The sequence below is a fragment of the Pseudomonas proteolytica genome (genome assembly GCF_007858275.1).
Taxonomy (GTDB): domain Bacteria; phylum Pseudomonadota; class Gammaproteobacteria; order Pseudomonadales; family Pseudomonadaceae; genus Aquipseudomonas; species Aquipseudomonas proteolytica.
Genome location: NZ_VFEV01000045.1, coordinates 17,616 through 39,865, shown reverse-complemented (window position 1 = coordinate 39,865; position 22,250 = coordinate 17,616). Strand labels below are relative to the sequence as shown.

Sequence of the window (22,250 nt, the reverse complement as noted above, 5' to 3'; positions counted from 1 at the left end):
GGAGGACCATCATGAAAAACATCATCGGTATCTACACCAGCCCACGTGGCCATTGGGTTGGCGACGGTTTCCCGGTTCGCACGCTGTTTTCCTACGACACCATGGGCAAGCACATCAGCCCGTTCCTGCTGCTGGACCACGCCGGCCCGGCGGATTTCACCCCCACCACCCAGCGACGTGGCGTGGGCCAGCATCCCCATCGCGGCTTTGAAACCGTGACGATCGTTTACGAAGGTGAAGTCGAGCACCGCGATTCAACCGGTGCAGGCGGCACCATCGGCCCCGGCGACGTGCAGTGGATGACGGCAGCCAAGGGAATCCTGCATGAGGAGTTCCATTCCCAAGCCTTCGCCAAACGAGGTGGGACCCTGGAAATGGTGCAGCTGTGGGTCAACCTGCCGGCCAAGGACAAAATGAGCGACGCCGGCTACCAGACCATCCTCGACGGCGATATCCCAGCGTTGCCCCTGGCCAACGGCGCCGGCAGCCTGCGCCTGATCGCCGGTGAGTTCGCCGGCCACACAGGCCCGGCGCGCACCTTTACGCCCATTGATGTGTGGGATCTGCGCCTCAATGGCGACAAGGCCGTGACCTTTGACCTGCACGCCGGGCGCAATACCGCGCTGGTGGTGCTCAAAGGCACCGTGCAAGTCAACGGCGGTGAACTGGCACGCGAAGGGCAACTGGTGCTGTTCGAGCGTGATGGCGAGCAGATCAGCCTGGAGTCCAATGCCGACGCCATGGTGCTGTTGCTCAGTGGTGAACCCATCGACGAGCCCATCGTCGGTCACGGCCCGTTCGTGATGAACACCGAGCAAGAGATCCACCAGGCCTTTGCCGACTTCCAGTCCGGCCAATTCGGCCAACTGCACGGCGCCGCCAGCTGATTGGCGGCGCCCTATACCCGCCAACTGCATTTCGTGCGATCTTCAGGGCATTCGCCCTGGAGTCGCCTGGATGCTGTCTTTTATCTCCGATCACCCGATGCTGTGCGCCCTGGCGCTGATCATTATCGATATCTTCGTCTGGCGTCTGTTTTCGGCCAGCCCCGGCAACTGGAAACTGATCGCACGCCTGGGGATTTTCGCCGTGTTCAGCGCCGTGCTGTTCAACGACGGCATGAACCCCATGCAACTGGCACCTTATGCCGACAACACCCCGCTGCACCTGGCCGCCACGGCGTTGCAGATCGGCTGGTGGTTGTTCGCCGCGCGCACCCTGACGGTCTTGCTCGGGGCCTTGATGATGCAACGGGTCGGCCATACCGGGCGGTTGCTGCAAGACCTGATGGGCGCGGTGATCTTCCTGATCGCGATCATCGCGGCCATGGCCTACGTGCTCGACCTGCCAGTCAAGGGCGTGCTGGCGACGTCCGGCGCGGTGGCGATCATCGTCGGCCTGGCCTTGCAAAGCACCTTGAGCGACGTGTTCTCCGGGATCGTGCTCAACACCACCAAGCCCTACCAACTCGATGACTGGATCTCCATCGACGGTACCGAAGGCCGGGTGACGGATATCGACTGGCGCGCCACGCGCCTGCAAACCTCCCAGGGCAGCATGGCAGTGATCCCCAATTCGTTGGCGGCCAAGGCCAAAATCATCAACTTCTCGCGCCCGGCCGATATGTTCGGCCTGGCGGTGAGCCTGCAAGTCAGCCCCCATGCGCGCCCACAAACAGTGCTCGAAGCCTTGGAGCGTGCCATGCAGGGCTGCCGGCAATTGCTGGCCAAGCCGGCGCCAAGCGTGGCGTTCAAGACCTCCACGGGCGGCGGTGTGGAATATGAAATCAGCGGCTTTGTGCCCGCCATGGGCCTCAAGCGCGAAGTGCGCAATCAGCTTTATGACCTGGCCTACCGGCATTTGCAGGCGGCTGGCGTCAGCCTGCTGTCGAGCGCCGAAAGCCCCACCTCGCCGACCACCTCGCCGGCGCGGGCGCTGCTGGAAAGCTCCAACATCTTCTCGACCCTGCGCCAGGAAGAGAAGGAAACGTTCAGCCAGAACATGACCCTGCACACCTTCCGCGCCGGCGAGATGATCCTGCCGACGGGGGAGGTCAGCGATCATCTGTTTATCATCGAGTCCGGGGTGGTTTCGGTGATGCTGGCCAAGGCCGGGCACACGTTCGAAGGAGGGCGCATGGGCCCCGGTGAAGTGATCGGCGAAGCCGGGATCCTCGGTGAGCAAGGCGTGCCGGCGGACTTTGTGGCGAAGACCTACTGCACCCTCTACCGCATCGAAAAGGAATACCTCAAACCGTGCCTGGACGCGCGCCACGATATCAGCGAAGCCATGCAAAACCTCCTGGATTTCCGCCTGCACGCCGCCCAGCACCTGACCCAGGATGCGCCAATCGTGCCGGTGAAAAAGGGTTTCCTGCATTGGCTGCGCAGCCGGGCCTGACTCGCCTGGCATTGGCTACCTGTTCTTCCCCCGGATTGGCTATTTGTGCAGGGCAGTGGGGTGATTAAGCTGGGCACCAATCCCCTCTGCCCTGGAGTTACAACATGTCTGCCCGTATCGATTTCTACACCGCTTCCCCTGACGCAATGAAAGCCATGCTTGCCCTGGAAGCGGCCGTCGGCAAATTGTCCATCGAACTGCCCCTGCTGGAACTGGTGCGCCTGCGCGTGTCCCAGATCAACGGCTGCGCCTTCTGCCTGGACATGCACACCGCCGATGCACGCAAGGGCGGCGAGACCGAACGCCGCCTGTGCACCCTTTCGGCCTGGCGTGAAACACCGTTCTTCACCCCACGGGAACGTGCCGCCCTGGCCTGGGCCGAAAGCCTGACACTGATCAGCCAGACCCACGCCTCGGACGAAGATTACGCGTTGCTCAATGACCAATTCAGCCCGGCCGAACAGGTTGACCTGAGCGTGGCCATCGCCACCATCAACAGCTGGAACCGGCTGGCAGTGGGCTTTCGCAAGATGCCTAAGTAACACCATATTGCGGGACTTGCCATTGTGGCGAGCGGGCTTGCCCGCGCTGGGCTGCGTAGCAGCCCCAAAACCAGCCGCTAGGGTGTATCTGGCACACCGCATTCGGCTTATTGGGGCTGCTTCGCAGCCCAGCGCGGGCAAGCCCGCTCGCCACGACAGCCCGTTGCTGGGGGCGGGGTCAGAAGTTGACGGAGGCACTCAAGCGCGCCGTCAATGGCGCGCCCTGGAACAGATAGTCATCGCCCATGTATTCGCCCGCGTCACGCCAGTAGCGCTTGTCGAACAGGTTGTCGACGCTCAGGCGCAACACCGTTTCATACCCCTCGACCTTGGTGGTGTAGCGGCTGCCAATGTTGACCAGCGCATAATCCCCCACCTCTACATTGCCGGTGCGATTGGCGTTTTTACTGGCGCTGTATTGCACGCCGCCGAGTACCGCCAGGCCGTTGACCCAAGGCAGGGCGTAGTCGGCGTATACGCTGGCGCGCAACTTGGGCACGTTGATCGTCTGGTGATCTTCATACTGCGGCGTGCCGCTGCCGTTCACCCGTGCGCGAATCGCCGCCACGCTGGTGGCGATCTGCAGACGCTCGGTGGCCCAGCCATTGGCCGACAGCTCCAGGCCGGTGTTTTTCTGCTGGCCCTGCTGCACGTAGGTGAAATCGCCGGCGCTATCGGGCTTGGCGTACTGGTAGGCCTGGCGTGTCTGGAACACGGCGGCGGCGAAGCTGATGCGGCGCCAGTCGTATTTCACCCCGGCTTCGATCTGCCGGGAGACCGTCGGCGCGAGGATTTCCCCATCATTGCTCGCGTACCACGGTGCCTCGCCGCCCAGCGACAAGCCTTTGCTGTAGCTGGTGTACAGCGACAGATTGGCCATCGGCTTGTAGATCAGCGCAGCGTTGGGCAGGAACTCGTACTGCTGGGTGTGACGCTCTTGCACGCCATTTTGATCGAAAGACTTTTCATCCAGGCGCACTTCACGGCCACCGAGCACGGTTTGCCATTGCTCGTTGAAACTGATGCGGTCGGTGACGAACAGCCCGTACTGGCGGCTGTCGAGGCGCCGGTGACTGTCGTTCAGGGGCTTGTCGGTGGGCAGGAAGGTTTCCGGGTCCTGATCGATATTGCCGCTGCCGATGTACTCGTTGACTGACTTGCGCTTGTCGATCACCCGGCGGAACGCGCTGGTGCCGAAGGTCAGTTCATGGCCTATCCCCGCAGTGTCGAACAGCCCGGTCATTGCCGCCTGGATTTCATCATTGCGTCGGGTGTCGTCGGGGCTTCGGTAGTCGTAGACGTCGTAGTCACCCTCGGGGCTGAAGGTGTTCGCGTTGCACGTGCCAACGTAGTAGCAACCCCACGCAAACGAACTGTAGTCATCAATCACCACCTTGCTGCGGGCCGCGCTGACGCTACCTTTCCACTGGTCGCTGAAGCGGTACTCGAACTTGCCGTTGAGGTTCAGCGAGTCGATGCCCACCTGTTTGGAGCCGCTCTGATGGCCGAGCAGTTTTTTCGGCGAGGCGTCATGGGGCACTTCGGTGCCGCCAAGCAGTTGGTAGCCGGGCACCGAGCGCTGCTGCTTGTCCTGGTATTCGGCATCCAGTTGCAGCACGGCGTCGGGGCTGATGTTCCAGTCGAAGGCCAGGGACACAAAATCCCGCTGGCCATTGGCGTGTTCGACATAAGAGTTGAGGTCTTCATGGGCGACGTTGGCGCGCAAGCCAAACTGCTGCTCGCTGCCAAACCAGCCGCCGACATCGGTAGCGATGTAGCCGCTGCCGCGATCATCGGTGGACACCGTGACCGAACGCACATCTTCCGGGCGCTTGGTCACGTAGTTGATCACGCCGCTGGGTTCGGCAATCCCGCTTTGCAGGCCCGCCAGGCCTTTGAGCAATTCCACCCGCTGTTTGTTTTCCAGGGCGACGTTCTGCTCGCCGGTGACGGTGCGGCCGTTGATCTTGTAGCTGCTGGCGGCATTCAGGGAAAAACCCCGGACCACGAAGTTTTCGTAGTAGCCGATCGGCGCGTAGCTTTCGCCCACCGAGGCGTCGTTGCGCAGCACTTCACTGAGCAGGCGTGCCTGCTGGTCCTTGATCAACGCGGCATTGATCACGGTGATCGAGGCCGGGGTGTCGAGCAGCGGCGCTTCATCGAAGCCGCCGACCGACGCGCTTTGTGCGCGATAACCGGACTCATCCTGGCCCTGAATGTTCAGCGCTGGCAGTTCAAGCTCAGCCGCCAGGCTGTTGCCGATACCGCCGCTGAGCAGCAGGCCGAGGGCCAAATGTGAAGTGACTTCGGGGCGAAAACGCAAAACCATGGGGGCAAGGCCTTAAAGCGCGGGGCGGGGGCGCATAAGCTAGGCATAACTGCGCGCCTTTACAAGTACTGGCCGTGGCGCGTCGGCTTGAGACGTTGCGTCTCAAGCCCCACGCCAGTTCATCCGGGCCTCGACAGCGCGACCCCGCACCTGCGATAGACAAGGCTTCGCTTATCGTTGCAGGAGATCGTCATGGGTATCGCTGGAAAAGTTGCACTGGTGACCGGCGCCGGGCAGGGCATTGGCAGGGCCATCGCCCTGCGCCTGGCGCGGGACGGGGCGGATATCGCCCTGGTCGACATCAATAGCGCCAAGCTCGAAGCCGTGGCAGCCGAGGTCGTGGCACTTGGACGCAAAGCCTCGGTGTTTACCGCCGACGTGTCCAAGCGTGAACAGGTCGTCGCGGCGGTCGACCATGCGCACCAGACCCTCGGTGGCTTCGACATCATCGTCAACAACGCTGGAGTGGCGCAGATCGATTCGCTGCTGGATGTGACCCCGGAACAGGTCGAACGCACCCTGGGCATCAACGTGCAGGGCGTATTGTGGGGCATCCAGGCCGCCGGCAATAAGTTCAAGGCGCTCAAACAGAAGGGCAAGATCATCAATGCCTGCTCGATCGCCGGGCATGAAGGCTTTGCACTGCTGGGCGTGTACTCGGCGACCAAGTTTGCCGTGCGCGCCCTGACCCAGGCGGCGGCCAAGGAACTGGCCAGCGCCGGGGTGACGGTCAATGCCTATTGCCCGGGTGTGGTGGGCACCGATATGTGGGTCGAGATCGACAAGCGCATGGCCGAGATTACCGGTGCGCCAGTGGGAGAAACGTACAAGAAGTATGTGGATGGCATCGCGCTGGGCCGTGCAGAAACGCCGGAGGACGTGGCAGGCCTGGTGGCATACCTGGCCGGCCCGGATTCGGACTACATGACCGGCCAGGCACCGTTGATCGACGGCGGCCTTGTATACCGCTAAACCCCGTTCTCTGGTTCAACTCGGTCAAATGTGGGAGCTGGCTTGCCTGCGATAGCGGTGTGCCAGTAGCAAATTTGCTAGCTGATCCGCCGCTATCGCAGGCAAGCCAGCTCCCACAGGGTTAGTGTTTACCGGGCATATCGATGCCCAGTTGCTTGACCCGGCGGTACAGGGTCGCGCGGGAAATCCCCAGCGCCTGCGCCGCCGGCAACGGCTTCCAGCGATGGCGCACCAGCGCATCCAGCAGCACCTGCCGCTCTGGGCTCGCACTGTGCTCGACCTCGGCCTCCACCCGCTCGCCGCGCACTTCGACCGGCAAATCCGCCAGTTGGATCGTCCCGCCTTCGCACACCGCACAGGCATACGCCAGCACATGGTGCAGTTGCCGCACGTTGCCAGGCCATGCAAAGCCCAGCAGTGCTTCAAGCGCCGCCTGGCCGATTCCCACCGTGATCCCGCTGTTGCGTGCTTCCTGCTCCAACAGCCGGTTGATCAAGCCCAGTTTGTCGGTGCGCTCGCGCAGCGGCGGCAGGGTGACGCGGGCGCAGCCCAGGCGAAAGTACAGGTCTTCACGAAAACGCCCGTCATTGACCAGGGCCGCGAGGTCGCGGTGGCTGGCGCAGATCACCTGGATATCCACCGCGCGGGTTTTCGCCGCGCCCAGCGGGGCTACTTCACCTTCGGCCATCACCCGCAGCAAGCGCGTCTGCAGGGCCAGGGGCATATCGCCGATTTCATCGAGGAACAACGTGCCGCCGTGGGCCTGTTGCAACAGCCCGGTCATGCCCTTGCTGGAGGCCCCGGTAAAGGCCCCGGCGACGTAGCCGAACAGCTCGCTTTCAATCAGGTTTTCCGGGATCGCCGCACAGTTCACCGCCACGAATGGTCCGTCGCGGCGCGCACTGCGGGCGTGCAGTTGGCGGGCGAAGACTTCCTTGCCGGCCCCGGTTTCGCCTTGCACCAGCACCGGCAGGTTGCGGTCCTTGACCCGCACGGCCAGGCGCAGGTGTTCTTCCACCCGTGGGTCGACCTGGGCATGGGGCAGCGCCCGCGCAGGTTGGCGCCGCGGGGTGTTGACGCGCACATGCAGCACGCCGGTTTCTCCCAGCCACTGCAGTTGCTGGACCGATTGATCGGTCACCGCGCGCAACGCATCGAGGTCGAACACCTCGCCGATATGCACCGGCACCTGACCAAAACGCCGGCGCAACGCCTGGCGTGCCTTGCTGTTCAAGGCTTGCAGGCGACCGTCCTGGTCCCAGGCCAGCAGCAGATCGGGTTGGCTGTCCACATAACCCGGTGTGCTGTGGGCCTGGAGCACCCAGTGGCGGGCGGCGCTGTGCATGAAGAAGGCGTTTTCGATGGCCTGGGCGCTCTGCGCCACCATCTGGCGCACCAGGTGCTGGCTGCGTCGGTCATCCGGCGATTGCAGCGCCGAAGCGTCCATCACCCCCAGCAGGTTGCCCTGGGGGTCGAAGATCGGCGCGGCGGAGCAGGTCAGGTTGATAAAGGCGGCGCGGAAGTGATCGCGCTTGTGCACCGTCACCGCCGCTTGGCTGGTCAACACCGTGGCCACGCCGCAGGTGCCTTCTTCGGCTTCCGACCAGCAGGTGCCCAGGTACAGGCCGGCCTTGCGGCAGTCGCTGCGGATCGCTGCATCTACCCGGTGGTCGATGGTCTGGCCCTGGGCGTCGGTGAGCATCACGCAGTAGTCGGCATGGCGCACGCGGTGGTGCAGTTGGCTGACTTGCTCGCTGGCAATGCGCATGAACAGCTCGGCGCGCTCGCGGCATTCCTTGAGCAACGGTTCGGTGAGGATCCGTGGGCCCTGCAGCGAGCCGGGGTCCAGGTGGTGTTGCTCCATGGAACGGCGCCATGAATCGAAAATCAGCGACGGCACTGGCGCCTGGGGCAGGCGCTCGGCATTGCGGACCACGCGACTGACACAGTCGACATGCTCCCTGGAGTTCGCGGCGAGCATAAGGCCTCCGGTTCTCGATCTTTGTTGTTATGCCCGCCTAAGCGCCCGGGGGCGCAAGGGGACAAGGGCGGCCTGACCAACTGCCCGCCGTGAGACGCAACGTCTCATCCTGCCTGAGACGCAGCCTGCACGCTGCAATGCGTCGTCTCATTGTGCGGTGGCATGCCGCAGCGGCACAACCGCACGGCACTGCTCTGGATCAAGGCTTTGCCAGGTTTTACCGCGCCTTGGCACAGGCTGTGCTGAACAGGTTGCAGCTGGCCGCAGCCAGCCTTTTGTGTGTCGAGACAACCTGGAGAACAACAAGATGTCCACTCACCTGTCCACTGATCAACTGCTGCATGCCTATACCGTGATGCGCACCATCCGTGATTTTGAAGAACGCCTGCACGTGGAATTCGCCACCGGCGAGATCCCCGGCTTCGTGCACCTGTATGCCGGCCAGGAGGCTTGCGCCGCCGGGGTCATGGCCCATCTCAACGATGAAGATTGCATCGCCTCCAACCACCGTGGCCACGGCCACTGCATCGCCAAGGGCGTGGATGTGTTCGGCATGATGGCCGAGATCTACGGCAAGAAAACTGGGGTCTGTGGCGGCAAGGGTGGCTCCATGCACATCGCCGACCAGGAGAAGGGCATGCTCGGCGCCAACGGCATTGTCGGTGCCGGCGCACCGCTGGCGGCCGGCGCGGCGTTGGCGTCCAAGCTCAAGGGCAGCCAGGGCGTGGCCGTGGCGTTTTTTGGCGACGGCGGTTCCAACGAAGGCGCGGTATTCGAGGCGATGAACCTGGCCGCGATCATGAAATTGCCGTGCCTGTTTGTCGCCGAGAACAACGGCTACGCGGAAGCGACCGGCTCCGGCTGGTCGGTGGCGTGCAAGGACATTGCCGAGCGCGCCGTGGGTTTTGGCATGCCGGGGGTGATCGTCGATGGCAATGACTTCTTTGCCGTCCACGCAGCGCTGGGCGTAGCGGTGGAGCGGGCGCGCCAGGGCGAGGGGCCGACCCTGGTCGAGGTCAAGCTGCACCGCTTCTACGGCCACTTTGAAGGCGACGCGCAAACCTATCGCGGCCGCGATGAAGTGAAAAACCTGCGCGAAACCCAGGACTGCCTGGCGCTGTTTCGCCAGCGCTGCAGCGCCGAAGGCTGGCTGGACGCGGCGCAGTTCGAGCGTATCGACGGGGAAGTCGCGCAGTTGATCGACGACGCCGTGCGCCTGGCCAAGTCCGATCCCAAGCCCCAGGCCGCCGACCTGCTCAGCGATGTCTACGTCGCCTACCGCTAATAACAACAAGACCCGGAGAGAATTTTATGGCTCGCAAAATCAGTTATCAGCAGGCAATCAACGAAGCCCTGGCCCAGGAAATGCGCCGCGACCAGAGCGTTTTTATCATCGGCCAGGACGTGTCCGGCGGCACCGGCGCCCCGGGTGAGCAGGACGCCTGGGGCGGTGTGCTGGGGGTGACTAAGGGCCTGTACCCGGAGTTCCCCGAGCGTGTGCTGGATGCGCCGCTGTCTGAAGTCGGTTACGTGGGCATGGCCGTTGGCGCCGCCACCCGGGGCATGCGCCCGGTGTGCGAGTTGATGTTCGTCGACTTTATCGGCTGCTGCCTCGACCAGTTGCTCAACCAGGCCGCCAAGTTCCGCTACATGTTCGGCGGCAAGACCACCACGCCCCTGGTGGTGCGCGCCATGTACGGCGCCGGCCTGCGTGCCGCGGCCCAGCATTCGCAGATGCTCACCTCGATGTGGACGCACATCCCTGGCCTGAAGGTGGTCTGCCCGGCCACGCCCTATGACGCCAAGGGCATGCTGATCCAGGCGATCCGCGACAACGACCCGGTGATCTTCCTCGAACACAAGATGCTCTACAGCCTGCAAGGCGAAGTGCCGGAGGAGCTGTACACCGTGCCATTTGGCGAGGCCAACTTTGTACGCGAAGGCAACGACGTGACCCTGGTGACCTACGGGCGCATGCTGCATATCGCCCTGGAAGCCGCGGCCAACCTGGCGCGCCAGGGTATCGACTGCGAGGTGCTGGACCTGCGCACCACCAGCCCACTGGATGAAGACAGCATCCTTGAAAGCGTGGAGAAAACCGGGCGCCTGGTGGTGATCGACGAGTCCAACCCGCGCTGCTCCATCGCCACGGACATCAGCGCCCTGGTGGCCCAGCGTGGTTTTTCGTTTCTGCGCGCGCCGATCGAGATGGTCACCGCGCCGCATACCCCGGTGCCGTTTTCCGATGCCCTGGAAGACCTGTACATCCCCAATGCGGCGAAGATCGAGGCCGCTGTGCGCAAGATCGCTGACAAGAGGACTGCGGCATGATCCATACCTTGACCATGCCCAAGTGGGGCTTGTCGATGACCGAAGGCCGGGTCGATGTCTGGCTCAAGCAGCCGGGCGACCGGGTGGAGAAGGGCGAGGAAGTGCTCGACGTGGAGACCGACAAAATCTCCAGCAGCGTCGAGGCGCCGTTCAGTGGCGTGCTGCGCCGGGTGCTGGCGCAGAGCGATGAGACGTTGGCGGTCGGCGCATTGCTGGGCATTGTGGTAGAAGGCGAAGCCACGGAGGCAGAGATCGATGCGGTGATCGACAGCTTCAATGCCGGCTTTGTCTCCAGCAGCGCCGAGGCGCAGGCGTCGGGGCCGAGCGCGCAGAAGGTCGAGCTGGATGGGCGCCTGCTGCGTTATCTCGACCTCGGCGAGGGCGGCACGCCGCTGGTGCTGATCCACGGTTTTGGTGGCGACTTGAACAACTGGCTGTTCAATCATCCGGCCCTGGCCGCCGAGCGCCGGGTGATCGCCCTGGACCTGCCGGGGCATGGCGAATCGGGCAAGCACTTGCACAATGGCGATGCCGAGGAATTGAGCCAGGCGGTGCTGGCGTTGCTCGATCACCTCAACCTCGAACGCGTGCACCTGGCTGGGCACTCCATGGGCGGGCTGGTTTCGCTGGCGGTGGCGAGCCAGGCGCCGGAGCGCGTAGCGTCGTTGGTGCTGATCGCCAGCGCCGGCCTGGGCGCGGATATCAACGGCGATTACCTGCAGGGATTCACCGAGGCCAATAACCGCAACGCGCTCAAGCCGCAGTTGGTGCAACTGTTCAGTGACCCGGCATTGGTCACGCGGCAGATGCTTGAAGACATGCTCAAGTTCAAACGGCTGGAAGGGGTGGAGCAGGCGCTGCGCCAACTCAATGCCAAGCTGTTCGATGGTGGGCGGCAGATGCTGGATTTACGCGCGGTGGTAGGGCAACAGCCGAGCCTGGTGATCTGGGGCAGTGACGATGCCATCATCCCGGTGCGGCATGCCCAGGGGTTGCAGGCCCAGGTGGAGGTCTTGCCGGGGCAGGGGCATATGGTGCAGTTGGAGGCGGCGGAGCAAGTGAATCAGTTGCTGAGTCTCTTCCTCAAATCTCAAGCCTGATAGCAATCAAATGTGGGAGCGGGCTTGCTCGCGAATACGGTGGGTCAGTCAGACATTCATTGCCTGACACACCGCTTTCGCGAGCAAGCCCGCTCCCACAGGGTTGACCGTGTATCAACCATGACGCTTGAGGGTCTCGCTGGGCAGTTCCTTGAACAGCGCCCGGTAGCTATTGGAAAACCGCCCCAGGTGCCAGAACGACCAATTCATCGCCACCTCGGCCACCGTGGTGGTGGCTGAACTCAACAACTCGCGCCGCGCGCCGTTCAATCGGCGCAGGCGCAGCCATTGTGCCGGGCTCATCCCGGTGTAGGTCTTGAAGCCCTGCTGCAACTGCCGCAGCGGCACACCGGCAATCTGCGCCAGTTGCAGCAGGTTGACCGTTTCATCCGGCGCATCTGCCGCCCACTCGCCAATGCGTGCCATCAACTGGCGTTCTGCGCCGCGTCGCTGCAATGAGTGGCGGTCCAGGCAGACACAGGCGTTGTCGAGAATAAACAGGCAATCGTCCAGCAGTTGCCGGGTGAGGGCGTCGCGGCTGATCGGGTCGACCGCACAGGCCAGGCGCGTCAGGGTGCCACTGAGCCAGCGGCTGAACAGCGCGTTTTGCTGGCAGGTCAACGGGGCCATGAACAAACTTTCGAGGCTGGCCACATCCAGGCCATGGCGCTGCACGAACTGTGGGCCGAACACCACCGCCACTTCACGGTAGTTTTCCGGGGTGATCCAGGTATTGCGGCTTTCGCCATTGAGCAGATACAGCGCGTTGTCGCTGCCGTCGAAACAGAAGGCGAGTGAGCCCGGCGGCGCGTTGAAGTGCTGCTCGACACGGGTATTCATGCACTCTTCGTACACCTGCACACCCTGCAGGTCGAGGTAGCGCACCTGCCCGGCAAAATGCCCTGGGGACATCTGCTGGTACTGCTGCACCCAACCGGGTGTTGCACTGCATTGAGCGGCCACATCACCGGTGGTGAAGGCCTGTACGCGCAAAGCTGTTGCCTGTGTCATGGGTGATCCGTGCGCACTCTATTGGTGCGTTGTGGTTCGTGCAAAGTGGATAGATGCCCTTCGAAGGCTGGCCCAAGATAGACCTCAATGCGCCGGGAGTACAACTGGGCGCCGCATCCAACCCATGCCGAGGTCTTTATGAATGCCCCTTTCGATCAGCTGTCCACCTGGCTGAAAGAACACAAGATTACCGAAGTCGAATGCGTGATCAGCGACCTGACGGGCATTGCCCGCGGCAAGATCGCGCCCACCAACAAGTTCCTGCATGAGCGCGGCATGCGCCTGCCGGAAAGTGTGTTGCTGCAAACGGTAACCGGGGACTTTGTCGACGACGATATCTATTACGACCTGCTGGACCCGGCCGATATCGACATGATCTGCCGCCCGGTGGCCAACGCCACTTATGTGGTGCCGTGGGCCATCGAACCCACCGCCATCGTGATCCACGACACCTTCGATAAACAGGGCAACCCCATCGAACTGTCGCCGCGCAACGTGCTGAAAAAGGTCCTGCAGCTGTATACGGACCAGGGCTGGCAGCCCATTGTCGCGCCGGAAATGGAGTTTTACCTGACCCAGCGCTGCGAAGACCCGGACCTGCCGCTGAAAACCCCGGTGGGCCGTTCCGGGCGTGCCGAGACAGGGCGCCAGTCGTTCTCCATCGACGCGGCTAACGAGTTCGACCCGCTGTTTGAAGATGTCTATGACTGGTGCGAAGCCCAGGGCCTGGACCTCGATACGCTGATCCACGAAGACGGTCCGGCGCAGATGGAAATCAACTTCCGCCACGGCGACGCCCTCGACCTGGCCGACCAGATCACCGTGTTCAAGCGCACCCTGCGCGAAGCGGCGCTCAAGCACAATGTGGCCGCGACCTTTATGGCCAAGCCTGTGGCCGACGAGCCGGGCAGCGCCATGCACCTGCACCAGAGCGTGGTGGATATCGCTACCGGCCAACCGGTGTTTGTCGACGCTGACGGGCAGATGAGCCAGCTGTTCTTGCAGCACATTGGCGGGCTGCAGAAATACATCCCGATGCTGCTGCCGATGTTCGCGCCCAACGTCAACTCGTTCCGCCGCTTCCTGCCCGACACCTCGGCGCCGGTCAACGTGGAGTGGGGCGAAGAAAACCGCACCGTCGGCCTGCGTGTGCCGACCTCCAGCCCCGACGCGATGCGCGTCGAAAACCGCCTGCCGGGGGCCGATGCCAACCCCTACCTGGCTATCGCCGCCAGCCTGCTGTGCGGCTACCTGGGAATGATCGAAAAGATTCAGCCAAGCGCGCCGGTGGAAGGCCGCGCTTATGAACGCCGCAACCTGCGCCTGCCGATCACCATCGAAGATGCCCTGGCGCGCATGGAAGCCTGCGACACGGTCAAGCAGTACCTGGGGGACAAGTTTGTGCGGGGTTACGTCGCGGTGAAACGTGCCGAGCATGAGAATTTCAAACGGGTGATCAGCTCCTGGGAGCGTGAGTTCCTGCTGCTGAGTGTCTGACTCCACCACCAACCATAAAAAAGGTGTCGATATGCGTCTCGTCAAACAGCTTCTCCCGTTGGCCCTGGCCGCAGTGTTCAGCAGCGCCAGCCACGCCGCACCGACGGTCAGTGTCTACAACTGGACCGATTACATCGGCGAGACCACCCTGGCCGACTTCCAGGCCAAGACCGGGACCAAGGTGGTGTACGACGTGTTCGACTCCAATGAAACCCTGGAGGGCAAGCTGCTGGCGGGGCGAACCGGGTACGACGTGGTGGTGCCGTCCAATCATTTTTTGGGGCGCCAGGTAAAGGCCGGGGCGTTCCTCAAGCTGGACCGCGCGCAATTGCCCAACTACCCGAACCTGGACCCCAAGTTGCTCAAGCTGCTGGAGCAGAACGACCCCGGCAACGCGCACGCGGTGCCGTACCTGTGGGGCACCAATGGCATCGGCTATAACGTCGACAAGGTCAAGCAAGTGCTGGGCATCGACCATATCGATTCGTGGGCGGTGATGTTCGAGCCCGAGAACCTGAAGAAGCTGCAGCAATGCGGCGTGGCGTTCCTGGATTCGGCGGATGAAGCGTTCCCGGCGATCCTCAACTACCTGGGCATGGACCCGCGCAGCGAGAAGGTCGGCGACTATGAAAAGGCCGAAGCCAAGTTGCTGACCCTGCGCCCGTACATCACCTATTTCCATTCATCCAAGTACATCTCGGACCTGGCCAATGGTGATATCTGCGTGGCCTTCGGCTACTCCGGTGATGTGTTCCAGGCGGCCAACCGCGCCAAGGAAGCCAAGAACGGGGTGAACATCGCCTATTCGATTCCCAAGGAGGGCAGCAACCTGTGGTTCGACCTGCTGGCGATTCCCGCAGACGCCACCAACCCGAAAGAGGCCCATGCGTTTATCAACTATCTGCTGGACCCCGAGGTCATTGCCAAGGTCAGCACCTATGTCGGCTACGCCAATCCCAACCTGGCGGCGAAGGCCTTCATGGCACCGGAGCTGGTGAATAATCCCGAGGTGTACCCGCCCCAGGAGGTGCTCGACAAACTGTACATTTCCACCACCCCCAGCCCGGCCATCATGCGTGTGATGACCCGCGCCTGGAGCAAAGTGAAGTCCAACCGATGAACCAGTCCCACGACCACGCCCGCTCCTATTACCTGGCTTCGGCCAATGCCATGCCCGAACGCCCAGCGCTGGCCGAGGACTTGAGTGCCGATGTGTGTGTGATCGGCGGCGGCTTTACCGGCGTCAACACCGCCATCGAACTGGCCCAGCGCGGCCTTTCGGTGATCCTCCTGGAAGCCCGGCGTATTGGTTGGGGCGCCAGTGGGCGCAATGGTGGGCAGTTGATCCGGGGGATCGGCCATGATGTCTCGGGCTTTGCCCGCCATGTGGGCGAGGAAGGCGTGCGATACCTGCAACGGGCCGGGATCGATTCGGTGGCGTTGGTGGGGGAGCGTATCCGTGAGCATTCGATCGACTGCGACCTGCGCTGGGGCTTTTGTGAGTTGGCCAATACGCCGGCGCAATTTGCCGCGTTCAAGGGCGAGCAGCAAAGCCTGGCTGCTCTGGGTTATAAGCCTGAAACCCGGCTGGTGGCGGCGCAGGATATGGCGCAGGTGGTCGGCTCTGAGCGGTACGCCGGTGGTTTGGTGGACATGGGCTCGGGCCACTTGCATCCGCTCAACCTGGTGTTGGGCGAGGCCCGCGTGGCCGAGGCGCTGGGCGTGCGGATTTTCGAGCAGAGCCCGGCGCTGCAACTGATCCATGGCGACACCGTGCAGGTGCGCTGCGCCAGCGGCACTGTGCGGGCTGCCAACCTGGTATTGGCGTGCAATGCACACCTCGAGGAACTGGAGCCACGCCTGAGCGGCAAGGTACTGCCGGCCGGCAGCTATATCATCGCTACCGAGCCATTACCGGCCGCGCTTGCCGATGAACTGATCCCGCAGAACCTGGCGCTGTGCGACCAGAAAGTCGGCCTGGACTATTACCGGCTCTCGGCGGACCGTCGGTTGCTGTTTGGAGGTGCCTGTCATTACTCAGGGCGCGACCCGCTGGATATCGCCGCTTATATGCGCCCGAAAATGCTCAAGGTGTTTCCACAGTTGGCCACTACCGCCATCGAGTTCCAATGGGGCGGCAAGATTGGTATTACCGCCAATCGCTTTCCCCAGGTCGGTCGGTTGCAACAGTACCCCAACGTGTTTTACGCCCAGGGCTATTCGGGGCATGGGCTTAATGTCACCCACTGGTGCGCGCGGCTGCTGGCCGAAGCGATCCATGCCGGCCACAGCCAGGGCCTGGAGACCTTCAGCCGGGTGCCACATATGACGTTCCCGGGCGGCAAGGCCTTGCGCTCGCCTTTACTGGCGCTGGGCATGTTGTGGTACCGGCTGCGGGAAATGCTGGGCTAGGGCTTGTGAGCGGGAGGGCGGTTTAAAACACAGCATGATCGGATCCAATACGCTATAAACCCTCGGTCGCTGTGTAAATCCGAGGCCCCGCTTTTCATGCAGAACCCTTTGCAACGCCCGCTGTGGCAGGTCTACCTGTTCTTCCTTGCGCCGATGGTGCTGTCCAACTTCCTGCAGAGTTTTTCCGGCACCCTCAACGGTATCTATGTTGGGCAGATGCTCGGCACCCAGGCGCTGGCGGCGGTGTCGGGGATGTTTCCCATCGTGTTCTTTTTTATCGCCCTGGTGATCGGCCTCGGGGCGGGCGCTTCGGTGCTGATCGGCCAGGCCTGGGGCGCGGGGGAAACGGCGTTGGTCAAGGTCATCACCGGCGCGACCCTGACCCTGGGCGCGTTGATCGGGCTGATCGCTGCTGTGCTCGGCAGCCTGTTCGCGCGTCCGGCGATGCAAGCTTTGGGCACGCCGTTGGATGTACTGGACGACGCGGTCGGCTATGCCCAGGTGATGATGCTGATCATGCCGTTGTTGCTGGTGTTCATCCTCTACACCCAACTGCTGCGGGGCGTGAGCGATACGGTGTCACCGCTGCTGGCGCTGATCGTTTCGACGGTGGTTGGCCTGTTGCTGACCCCGGCCCTGATCCGCGGCTGGTTCGGGCTGCCGCCCATGGGGATCCAGAGCGCGGCCTATGCCGGCCTGGCGGCGAATGCCGTGGCCATGTTGTTTCTGGTGCTGCGCCTGCGCCACAAAAACCACGTGATGGCGCCGGACCGCCTATTGCTGGCGGCCTTGCGCCTGGACCGGGCGATCCTCGGCAAGGTCCTGCGCATCGGCCTACCCACGGGCTTGCAGATGGTGGTGCTGTCGTTGTCGGAGCTGGTGATCCTGGCACTGGTCAATGGCCACGGCTCCCAGGCCACAGCGGCGTATGGCGCGGTCACGCAGATCGTCAACTACGTGCAATTTCCGGCGCTGTCGATTGCCATCACCGCCTCTATCCTCGGCGCCCAGGCCATCGGCGCCGGGCGCCTGGAACGCATCGGGCCGATCCTGCGCACCGGGCTTGCGATCAACCTGTGCCTGACCGGTGGCCTGATCCTGCTCGGCTACGCCTTGTCCCACTGGCTCCTGGGCCTGTTCATCACCGATGACCAGGCGCGGGTCCAGGCCGAACACCTGCTGCACATCATGCTCTGGAGCATTCTGGTGTTTGGCTTCCAGGCGGTGATAGGCGGGATCATGCGCGCCAGCGGCGTGGTCCTGATGCCGGTGGCGATCTCGATCTTCTGTGTGTTGGGCGTGGAGCTGCCGGTGGCGTATCTGCTCAATGCACGCTTCGGCCTGGAAGGAGTGTGGATGGCGTTCCCGGTGACCTATCTGGTGATGCTCGGTTTGCAGACCGCGTATTACCGGTTGGTGTGGCGGCATAAGCAGATTAAGCGGTTGGTCTAGAAGCTGGATTGGCGACGGCAAGCAATTGCTCTGCTTAATAGGAAGCATTACTATTCACGCCCCGCCTATCCAGTGCATCCCCGATGACTCCCCAGCCGCCCCGCAGACCAGGCTTTTTCGCGTACTACGAAGAGTTGGTCGGGACCTGGACGCGTCGCCTGCGCAATCGCCAACAGGCCGAGGATCTGGCCCATGACACGTTTGTGCGGGTCTTGGAGTCCAAGTCGGCGCTGGTCGAGCAGCCGCGTGCCTATTTGCACCAGACGGCGCGCAATATTGCGGTGGATGCCTATCGCCGTGCAGATCGGCACGACGCGGTGGCGTTGCAGGCCTTTGAACCGAGTGCGTCGCACAGTGGCGACCCGGAGCATTTCATGCACGCCGTGCAGTTGGCGGACTCCATCGAGCGGGCCCTGGCTGAATTGCCCCTCAATTGCCGCAAGATTTTCATCTGGCAAAAGATCGAGGGCCTGACCCAGCAGGAAATCGCCGAGCGCCTGGGGCTTTCTAAAAACATGGTGGAAAAGTATATGATCCGCACCCTGCGGCATCTGCGTGACCGCCTGGACGCGCTGGCCCCATGACCAATGCCCGCTTTGAAACAGGATTTTCCATGATGGATACCCGTGAGTGTGCCTGTGGCAGCGCAACGGTGCGTGACGAGGCGGCGCAGTGGTTCGTGCGTTTGCAGGACCAGCCCTTGAGCGTTGAGGACCAGCATCTTTTTGACGCCTGGCGTGGGGAGCATCCTGCGCACCAGTATGAATTCGAGGTGCTGCAAGGGCTGTGGAGCGTCGCCGACCTGCTGCCCAGGCACCGTTTGCAGGCTCTGGTCGAGACACCTGTACCGCGCAAGCGCCGTGCGCTGGTGCGCTATGCCATGGCCGCGAGCGTGCTGGCGGTGGCGGTGGGCCTGGGGTTGTTCAGCGGCCTGGACCATCCGGCGGTGTACGACGCGCAGTTCAGCACGGTGTTGGGTGAGCGTCGCCAGGTGGCGTTGCCCGACGGCTCGCTGATGGACCTCAATAGTCGCAGCGTGGTGGCGGTGCACTACGAAAAGGGCCAGCGTGGGATTGAGCTCAAGCAAGGCGAAGCGCTGTTCAGCGTCGAGCACGACAGCAGCCGACCGTTCGTGGTGCAGGCTGGGGCAGGGCAGGTGACGGTCACCGGTACCCGGTTTGATGTGCGCCGCGACGATGACCAGACCCGCGTGGTGGTCGAGGCCGGAACGGTCAAGGTGCAAGGGCATGCCGCGCAGCCGGTGGTCACACTGACGGCGGGCCTGGGTACATCGATCGACAACCAGGGCGCGGTCGCGGCGGCCCGCCCGGTCAACGCCCAGGCCCTGCTGGCTTGGCAGACCGGCAAGCTGGTGTTCAATGACGCCAGCCTGGCCGAGGTGGCGCGGGAAGTCTCGCGCTACCGCGAAAAACCCTTGCGGGTCAGCACTGCGGCCAGCGAGTTGCGCCTGACCAGCGTGTTCAAGTCCAACGACACCGATGCCTTGCTCAAGGCGTTGCCGCACATCCTGCCGGTGGCCCTGCGCACGTTGCCTGACGGTAGCCAGGAAATAATTTCACGCTAGGTTCAGGTTTTTTTCGAGTTCTTCGTCTTCTTGTCCAACTGCAACTGGTTTGCATTAACCGACGCGCTCTCTTGGCATCACTGGACTAGGTACGACGTGAAAACACTCGCTGCGAACAACAATAAAACCTCCCGTTGGGCCCCCCTTGCCCTGGCCTTGGCGGTCAGTGCCGCCATGCCTGCGGCCTACGCCGACGAGGCCATTCATATCAAGGCCCAGCCCCTGGGCGCGGCGCTGAGCCAATTGGGCCAGCAAACGTCGCTGCAAGTGTTTTTCAGCCCGCAGATGGTGGCCGGCAAACAAGCCCAGGCCGTCGACGGCAACCTGTCGCCGGAACAGGCCCTGCGCCAGCTGCTGCAAGGCAGTGGCCTGGACTATCAGATCGACTCGGGCTCGGTGACGTTGCATCCAGCCTCCACGGGCACCGGTGAAGCCGGTTCACCCCTGGAGCTGGGCGCCACCGCGATCAAGGTCGTGGGTGATTGGCTGGGCGACGCCAATGCCGAAGTGGTGCAGAACCATCCCGGCGCGCGTACCGTAATCCGCCGCGAAGCTATGGTGGAGCAGGGCGCGATGAACGTCGGCGACGTGCTGCGCCGGGTTCCCGGGGTGCAGGTGCAGGAAGCCAACGGCACCGGCGGCAGCGATATTTCCCTCAACGTCGGCGTACGCGGCCTGACGTCCCGCCTGTCGCCGCGTTCCACCGTGCTGATTGACGGGATTCCCGCGGCGTTCGCCCCCTACGGCCAGCCGCAGTTGTCGATGGCGCCGATTTCCGCCGGCAACCTGGAGAGCATCGATGTGGTACGCGGCGCCGGTTCCGTGCGTTATGGACCGCAGAACGTCGGCGGTGTGATCAACTTCGTGACCCGCGCGATCCCCGAGACCTTTTCCGGCGAAGTCGGCACCACCCTGCAAACGTCTTCCCATGGCGGCTGGAAGCATGTCGACAATGCCTTTATCGGGGGGACCGCAGACAACGGCATCGGCATGGCGCTCTTGTATTCCGGGGTCAATGGCAACGGTTATCGTGACAGCAACAACGGTAACGACATCGACGATGTGATCCTCAAGACCCACTGGGCTCCGACCGACCAGGATGACTTCACACTCAACTTCCATTACTACGACGCCCGTGCCGATATGCCGGGAGGCCTGACCCAGCAGCAGTTCGACGCCAACCCTTATCAGTCGGTGCGCGACTGGGACAATTTCAGCGGCCGGCGCAAGGATGTGTCGTTCAAGTACATCCGCCAGGTTGACGACCGTACCCAGGCGGAAGTGCTGACGTACTACTCCGACAGCTTTCGTGGCAGCAACATCGCCAGCCGTGACCAGCAGACCCTCGGTTCGTTTCCTCGCACCTACTACACCTTTGGCATCGAGCCACGGGTGTCCCATGTGTTTGACCTGGGCCCGACCAGCCAGGAAGTCAGCGTCGGCTACCGCTACCTGAAAGAAGGCATGCACGAGCAGGCCAGCACTCTGAGACTGGTCAACAACGTCCCCACCCCGGTCGGTCAAAATGACGGCCACGTTTATCAGGACCGTACCGGTGGCACCGAGGCCAACGCGTTCTACATTGATGACAAAATCGACGTCGGCAAATGGACGATCACCCCAGGTATCCGCTTTGAGAGCATCCGCACCGAATGGCACGACCGCCCGGTAGTGGGCTTGAACGGCACGCGTACCCAGGAGAAGCACCGCGAGATCAAGAACAACGAACCGCTGCCGGCCCTGAGCGTGATGTACCACGTCTCCGATGCCTGGAAACTGTTTGCCAACTACGAAACGTCCTTCGGCAGCCTGCAGTATTTCCAATTGGGCCAGGGCGGTAACGGCGACCAGACAGCCAATGGCCTGCAACCGGAAAAGGCCAAGACCTACGAGGTCGGCACCCGCTACAACGATGAGGTCTGGGGTGGCGAAGTCACGCTGTTCTATATCGACTTCTCCGATGAGCTGCAGTACGTCAGCAATGACGTGGGTTGGACCAACCTCGGCGCCACCAAACACACGGGTATCGAAACCTCGGCCCACTACGATCTGTCCAACCTCGACCCACGCCTGGAGGGCTTGAGCGCCAACGCCGGCTTTACCTACACCAGGGCGACTGCCGAGGGCGATGTGGCGTTCAAGGGCCGTGACCTGCCGTTGTATTCGCGCCAGGTGGCGACCCTGGGGCTGCGATACGCGGTCAATCACTGGACCCACAACCTGGACGCCTACGCTCAGTCCGGCCAGCGCGCACCCGGCACCACCAGCACCTATATCACCCAGCCGACCGCTGACGGCCAGTACGGTGATATTCCGGGATATGTGTCGGTCAACGTGCGCAGTGGCTATGACTTTGGCGCCCAACTGTCGAACCTGAAACTGGGCGTGGGGGTAAAAAACCTGTTCGACCAGCAGCACTACACCCGTTCCAGCGACAACAACGCCGGGATTTACCTGGGCGAACCGCGTACGTTCTTTGTGCAGGCGAGCGTGGGCTTCTGATCAGGTGACGGCTGCGTCGCCGCGGCTCGAACGAGCCGCGGCGATGTGCCTGCTGATCCAAGACGGCTGCTGACGCACTTCAGCTTTTTTCCTTGCGCCGCCGTGCATAAACCTGACGATTCTTCTGTGCAGCTTG

Annotated in this window: 17 protein-coding genes; 14 read left to right on the top strand and 3 right to left on the bottom strand. The window is 62.9% G+C overall.

Features of this window, described 5'->3' with window-relative positions:
* Positions 1 to 11: 11 nt before the first annotated feature.
* The 3 genes from FIV38_RS25635 (at position 12) to FIV38_RS25625 (ending at position 2,942) form a co-directional block, all read left to right on the top strand.
* Complete coding sequence (locus tag FIV38_RS25635) at positions 12 to 887, top strand: pirin family protein (RefSeq protein ID WP_092238654.1); 876 nt, start codon at positions 12 to 14, stop codon at positions 885 to 887.
* 70 nt (positions 888 to 957) lie between these two features.
* Positions 958 to 2,400 (top strand): mechanosensitive ion channel domain-containing protein, encoded by a 1,443-nt coding sequence (locus FIV38_RS25630; protein WP_092238657.1) that lies wholly within the window; start codon positions 958 to 960, stop codon positions 2,398 to 2,400.
* A 104-nt stretch (positions 2,401 to 2,504) separates the two neighbouring features.
* Positions 2,505 to 2,942: a carboxymuconolactone decarboxylase family protein gene (locus FIV38_RS25625; RefSeq protein WP_029296709.1), complete on the top strand. Its 438-nt coding sequence runs from the start codon at positions 2,505 to 2,507 to the stop codon at positions 2,940 to 2,942.
* Between the two features lie 178 nt (positions 2,943 to 3,120).
* Here the strand turns inward: FIV38_RS25625 and FIV38_RS25620 are convergent, their stop codons facing one another.
* Complete coding sequence (locus FIV38_RS25620) at positions 3,121 to 5,271, bottom strand: TonB-dependent siderophore receptor (protein WP_092238660.1); 2,151 nt, start codon at positions 5,269 to 5,271, stop codon at positions 3,121 to 3,123.
* Positions 5,272 to 5,463: 192 nt separating this feature from the next.
* On the opposite strand from FIV38_RS25620, the gene FIV38_RS25615 reads away from it, so the two are divergent.
* Positions 5,464 to 6,243, top strand: a complete 780-nt coding sequence (locus tag FIV38_RS25615; RefSeq protein ID WP_092238663.1) for an acetoin reductase — start codon at positions 5,464 to 5,466, stop codon at positions 6,241 to 6,243.
* A 121-nt stretch (positions 6,244 to 6,364) separates the two neighbouring features.
* On the opposite strand, the gene FIV38_RS25610 is transcribed toward FIV38_RS25615, so the two are convergent.
* Positions 6,365 to 8,224, bottom strand: coding sequence for a sigma-54-dependent Fis family transcriptional regulator (locus FIV38_RS25610; RefSeq protein ID WP_092238666.1), 1,860 nt, complete (start codon positions 8,222 to 8,224; stop codon positions 6,365 to 6,367).
* Positions 8,225 to 8,531: 307 nt separating this feature from the next.
* On the opposite strand from FIV38_RS25610, the gene FIV38_RS25605 reads away from it, so the two are divergent.
* Genes FIV38_RS25605 through FIV38_RS25595 form a run of 3 tightly spaced genes read left to right on the top strand, consistent with a single transcriptional unit; the run spans position 8,532 to position 11,655 of the window.
* A complete protein-coding gene (locus FIV38_RS25605) occupies positions 8,532 to 9,509 on the top strand; it encodes a thiamine pyrophosphate-dependent dehydrogenase E1 component subunit alpha (RefSeq protein ID WP_092238669.1) in 978 nt (325 codons plus the stop codon).
* 26 nt (positions 9,510 to 9,535) lie between these two features.
* Positions 9,536 to 10,555: an alpha-ketoacid dehydrogenase subunit beta gene (locus tag FIV38_RS25600; RefSeq protein ID WP_029296703.1), complete on the top strand. Its 1,020-nt coding sequence runs from the start codon at positions 9,536 to 9,538 to the stop codon at positions 10,553 to 10,555.
* Complete coding sequence (locus FIV38_RS25595; RefSeq protein WP_092238672.1) at positions 10,552 to 11,655, top strand: acetoin dehydrogenase dihydrolipoyllysine-residue acetyltransferase subunit; 1,104 nt, start codon at positions 10,552 to 10,554, stop codon at positions 11,653 to 11,655. The genes FIV38_RS25600 and FIV38_RS25595 overlap by 4 nt, the downstream gene beginning before the upstream one ends.
* Before the next feature lie 114 nt (positions 11,656 to 11,769).
* Here FIV38_RS25595 and FIV38_RS25590 read toward each other — a convergent pair whose 3' ends face one another.
* Entirely contained in the window at positions 11,770 to 12,666 is an 897-nt protein-coding gene (locus FIV38_RS25590) for a helix-turn-helix domain-containing protein (RefSeq protein ID WP_029296700.1), read from the bottom strand.
* 138 nt (positions 12,667 to 12,804) lie between these two features.
* On the opposite strand from FIV38_RS25590, the gene FIV38_RS25585 reads away from it, so the two are divergent.
* The 7 genes from FIV38_RS25585 (at position 12,805) to FIV38_RS25555 (ending at position 22,114) form a co-directional block, all read left to right on the top strand.
* On the top strand, positions 12,805 to 14,163 hold the full coding sequence (locus FIV38_RS25585; RefSeq protein WP_092239378.1) for a glutamine synthetase family protein: 1,359 nt from the start codon (positions 12,805 to 12,807) through the stop codon (positions 14,161 to 14,163).
* A gap of 31 nt (positions 14,164 to 14,194) precedes the next feature.
* Complete coding sequence (locus FIV38_RS25580) at positions 14,195 to 15,283, top strand: polyamine ABC transporter substrate-binding protein (protein WP_092238673.1); 1,089 nt, start codon at positions 14,195 to 14,197, stop codon at positions 15,281 to 15,283.
* Positions 15,280 to 16,575 (top strand): NAD(P)/FAD-dependent oxidoreductase, encoded by a 1,296-nt coding sequence (locus FIV38_RS25575; protein WP_092238676.1) that lies wholly within the window; start codon positions 15,280 to 15,282, stop codon positions 16,573 to 16,575. Before FIV38_RS25580 ends, FIV38_RS25575 begins: the two co-directional genes overlap by 4 nt.
* A gap of 96 nt (positions 16,576 to 16,671) precedes the next feature.
* Positions 16,672 to 18,027, top strand: a complete 1,356-nt coding sequence (locus FIV38_RS25570) for an MATE family efflux transporter (protein ID WP_092238679.1) — start codon at positions 16,672 to 16,674, stop codon at positions 18,025 to 18,027.
* An 83-nt stretch (positions 18,028 to 18,110) separates the two neighbouring features.
* The gene (locus FIV38_RS25565) at positions 18,111 to 18,611 is read left to right on the top strand and encodes a sigma-70 family RNA polymerase sigma factor (protein ID WP_029296689.1); all 501 of its coding nucleotides are present in this window, start codon (positions 18,111 to 18,113) and stop codon (positions 18,609 to 18,611) included.
* Positions 18,612 to 18,643: 32 nt separating this feature from the next.
* Positions 18,644 to 19,612 (top strand): FecR family protein, encoded by a 969-nt coding sequence (locus FIV38_RS25560; protein WP_092239380.1) that lies wholly within the window; start codon positions 18,644 to 18,646, stop codon positions 19,610 to 19,612.
* A gap of 96 nt (positions 19,613 to 19,708) precedes the next feature.
* Positions 19,709 to 22,114, top strand: a complete 2,406-nt coding sequence (locus FIV38_RS25555; protein ID WP_092238683.1) for a TonB-dependent siderophore receptor — start codon at positions 19,709 to 19,711, stop codon at positions 22,112 to 22,114.
* The last annotated feature ends 136 nt before the right edge of the window (positions 22,115 to 22,250 follow it).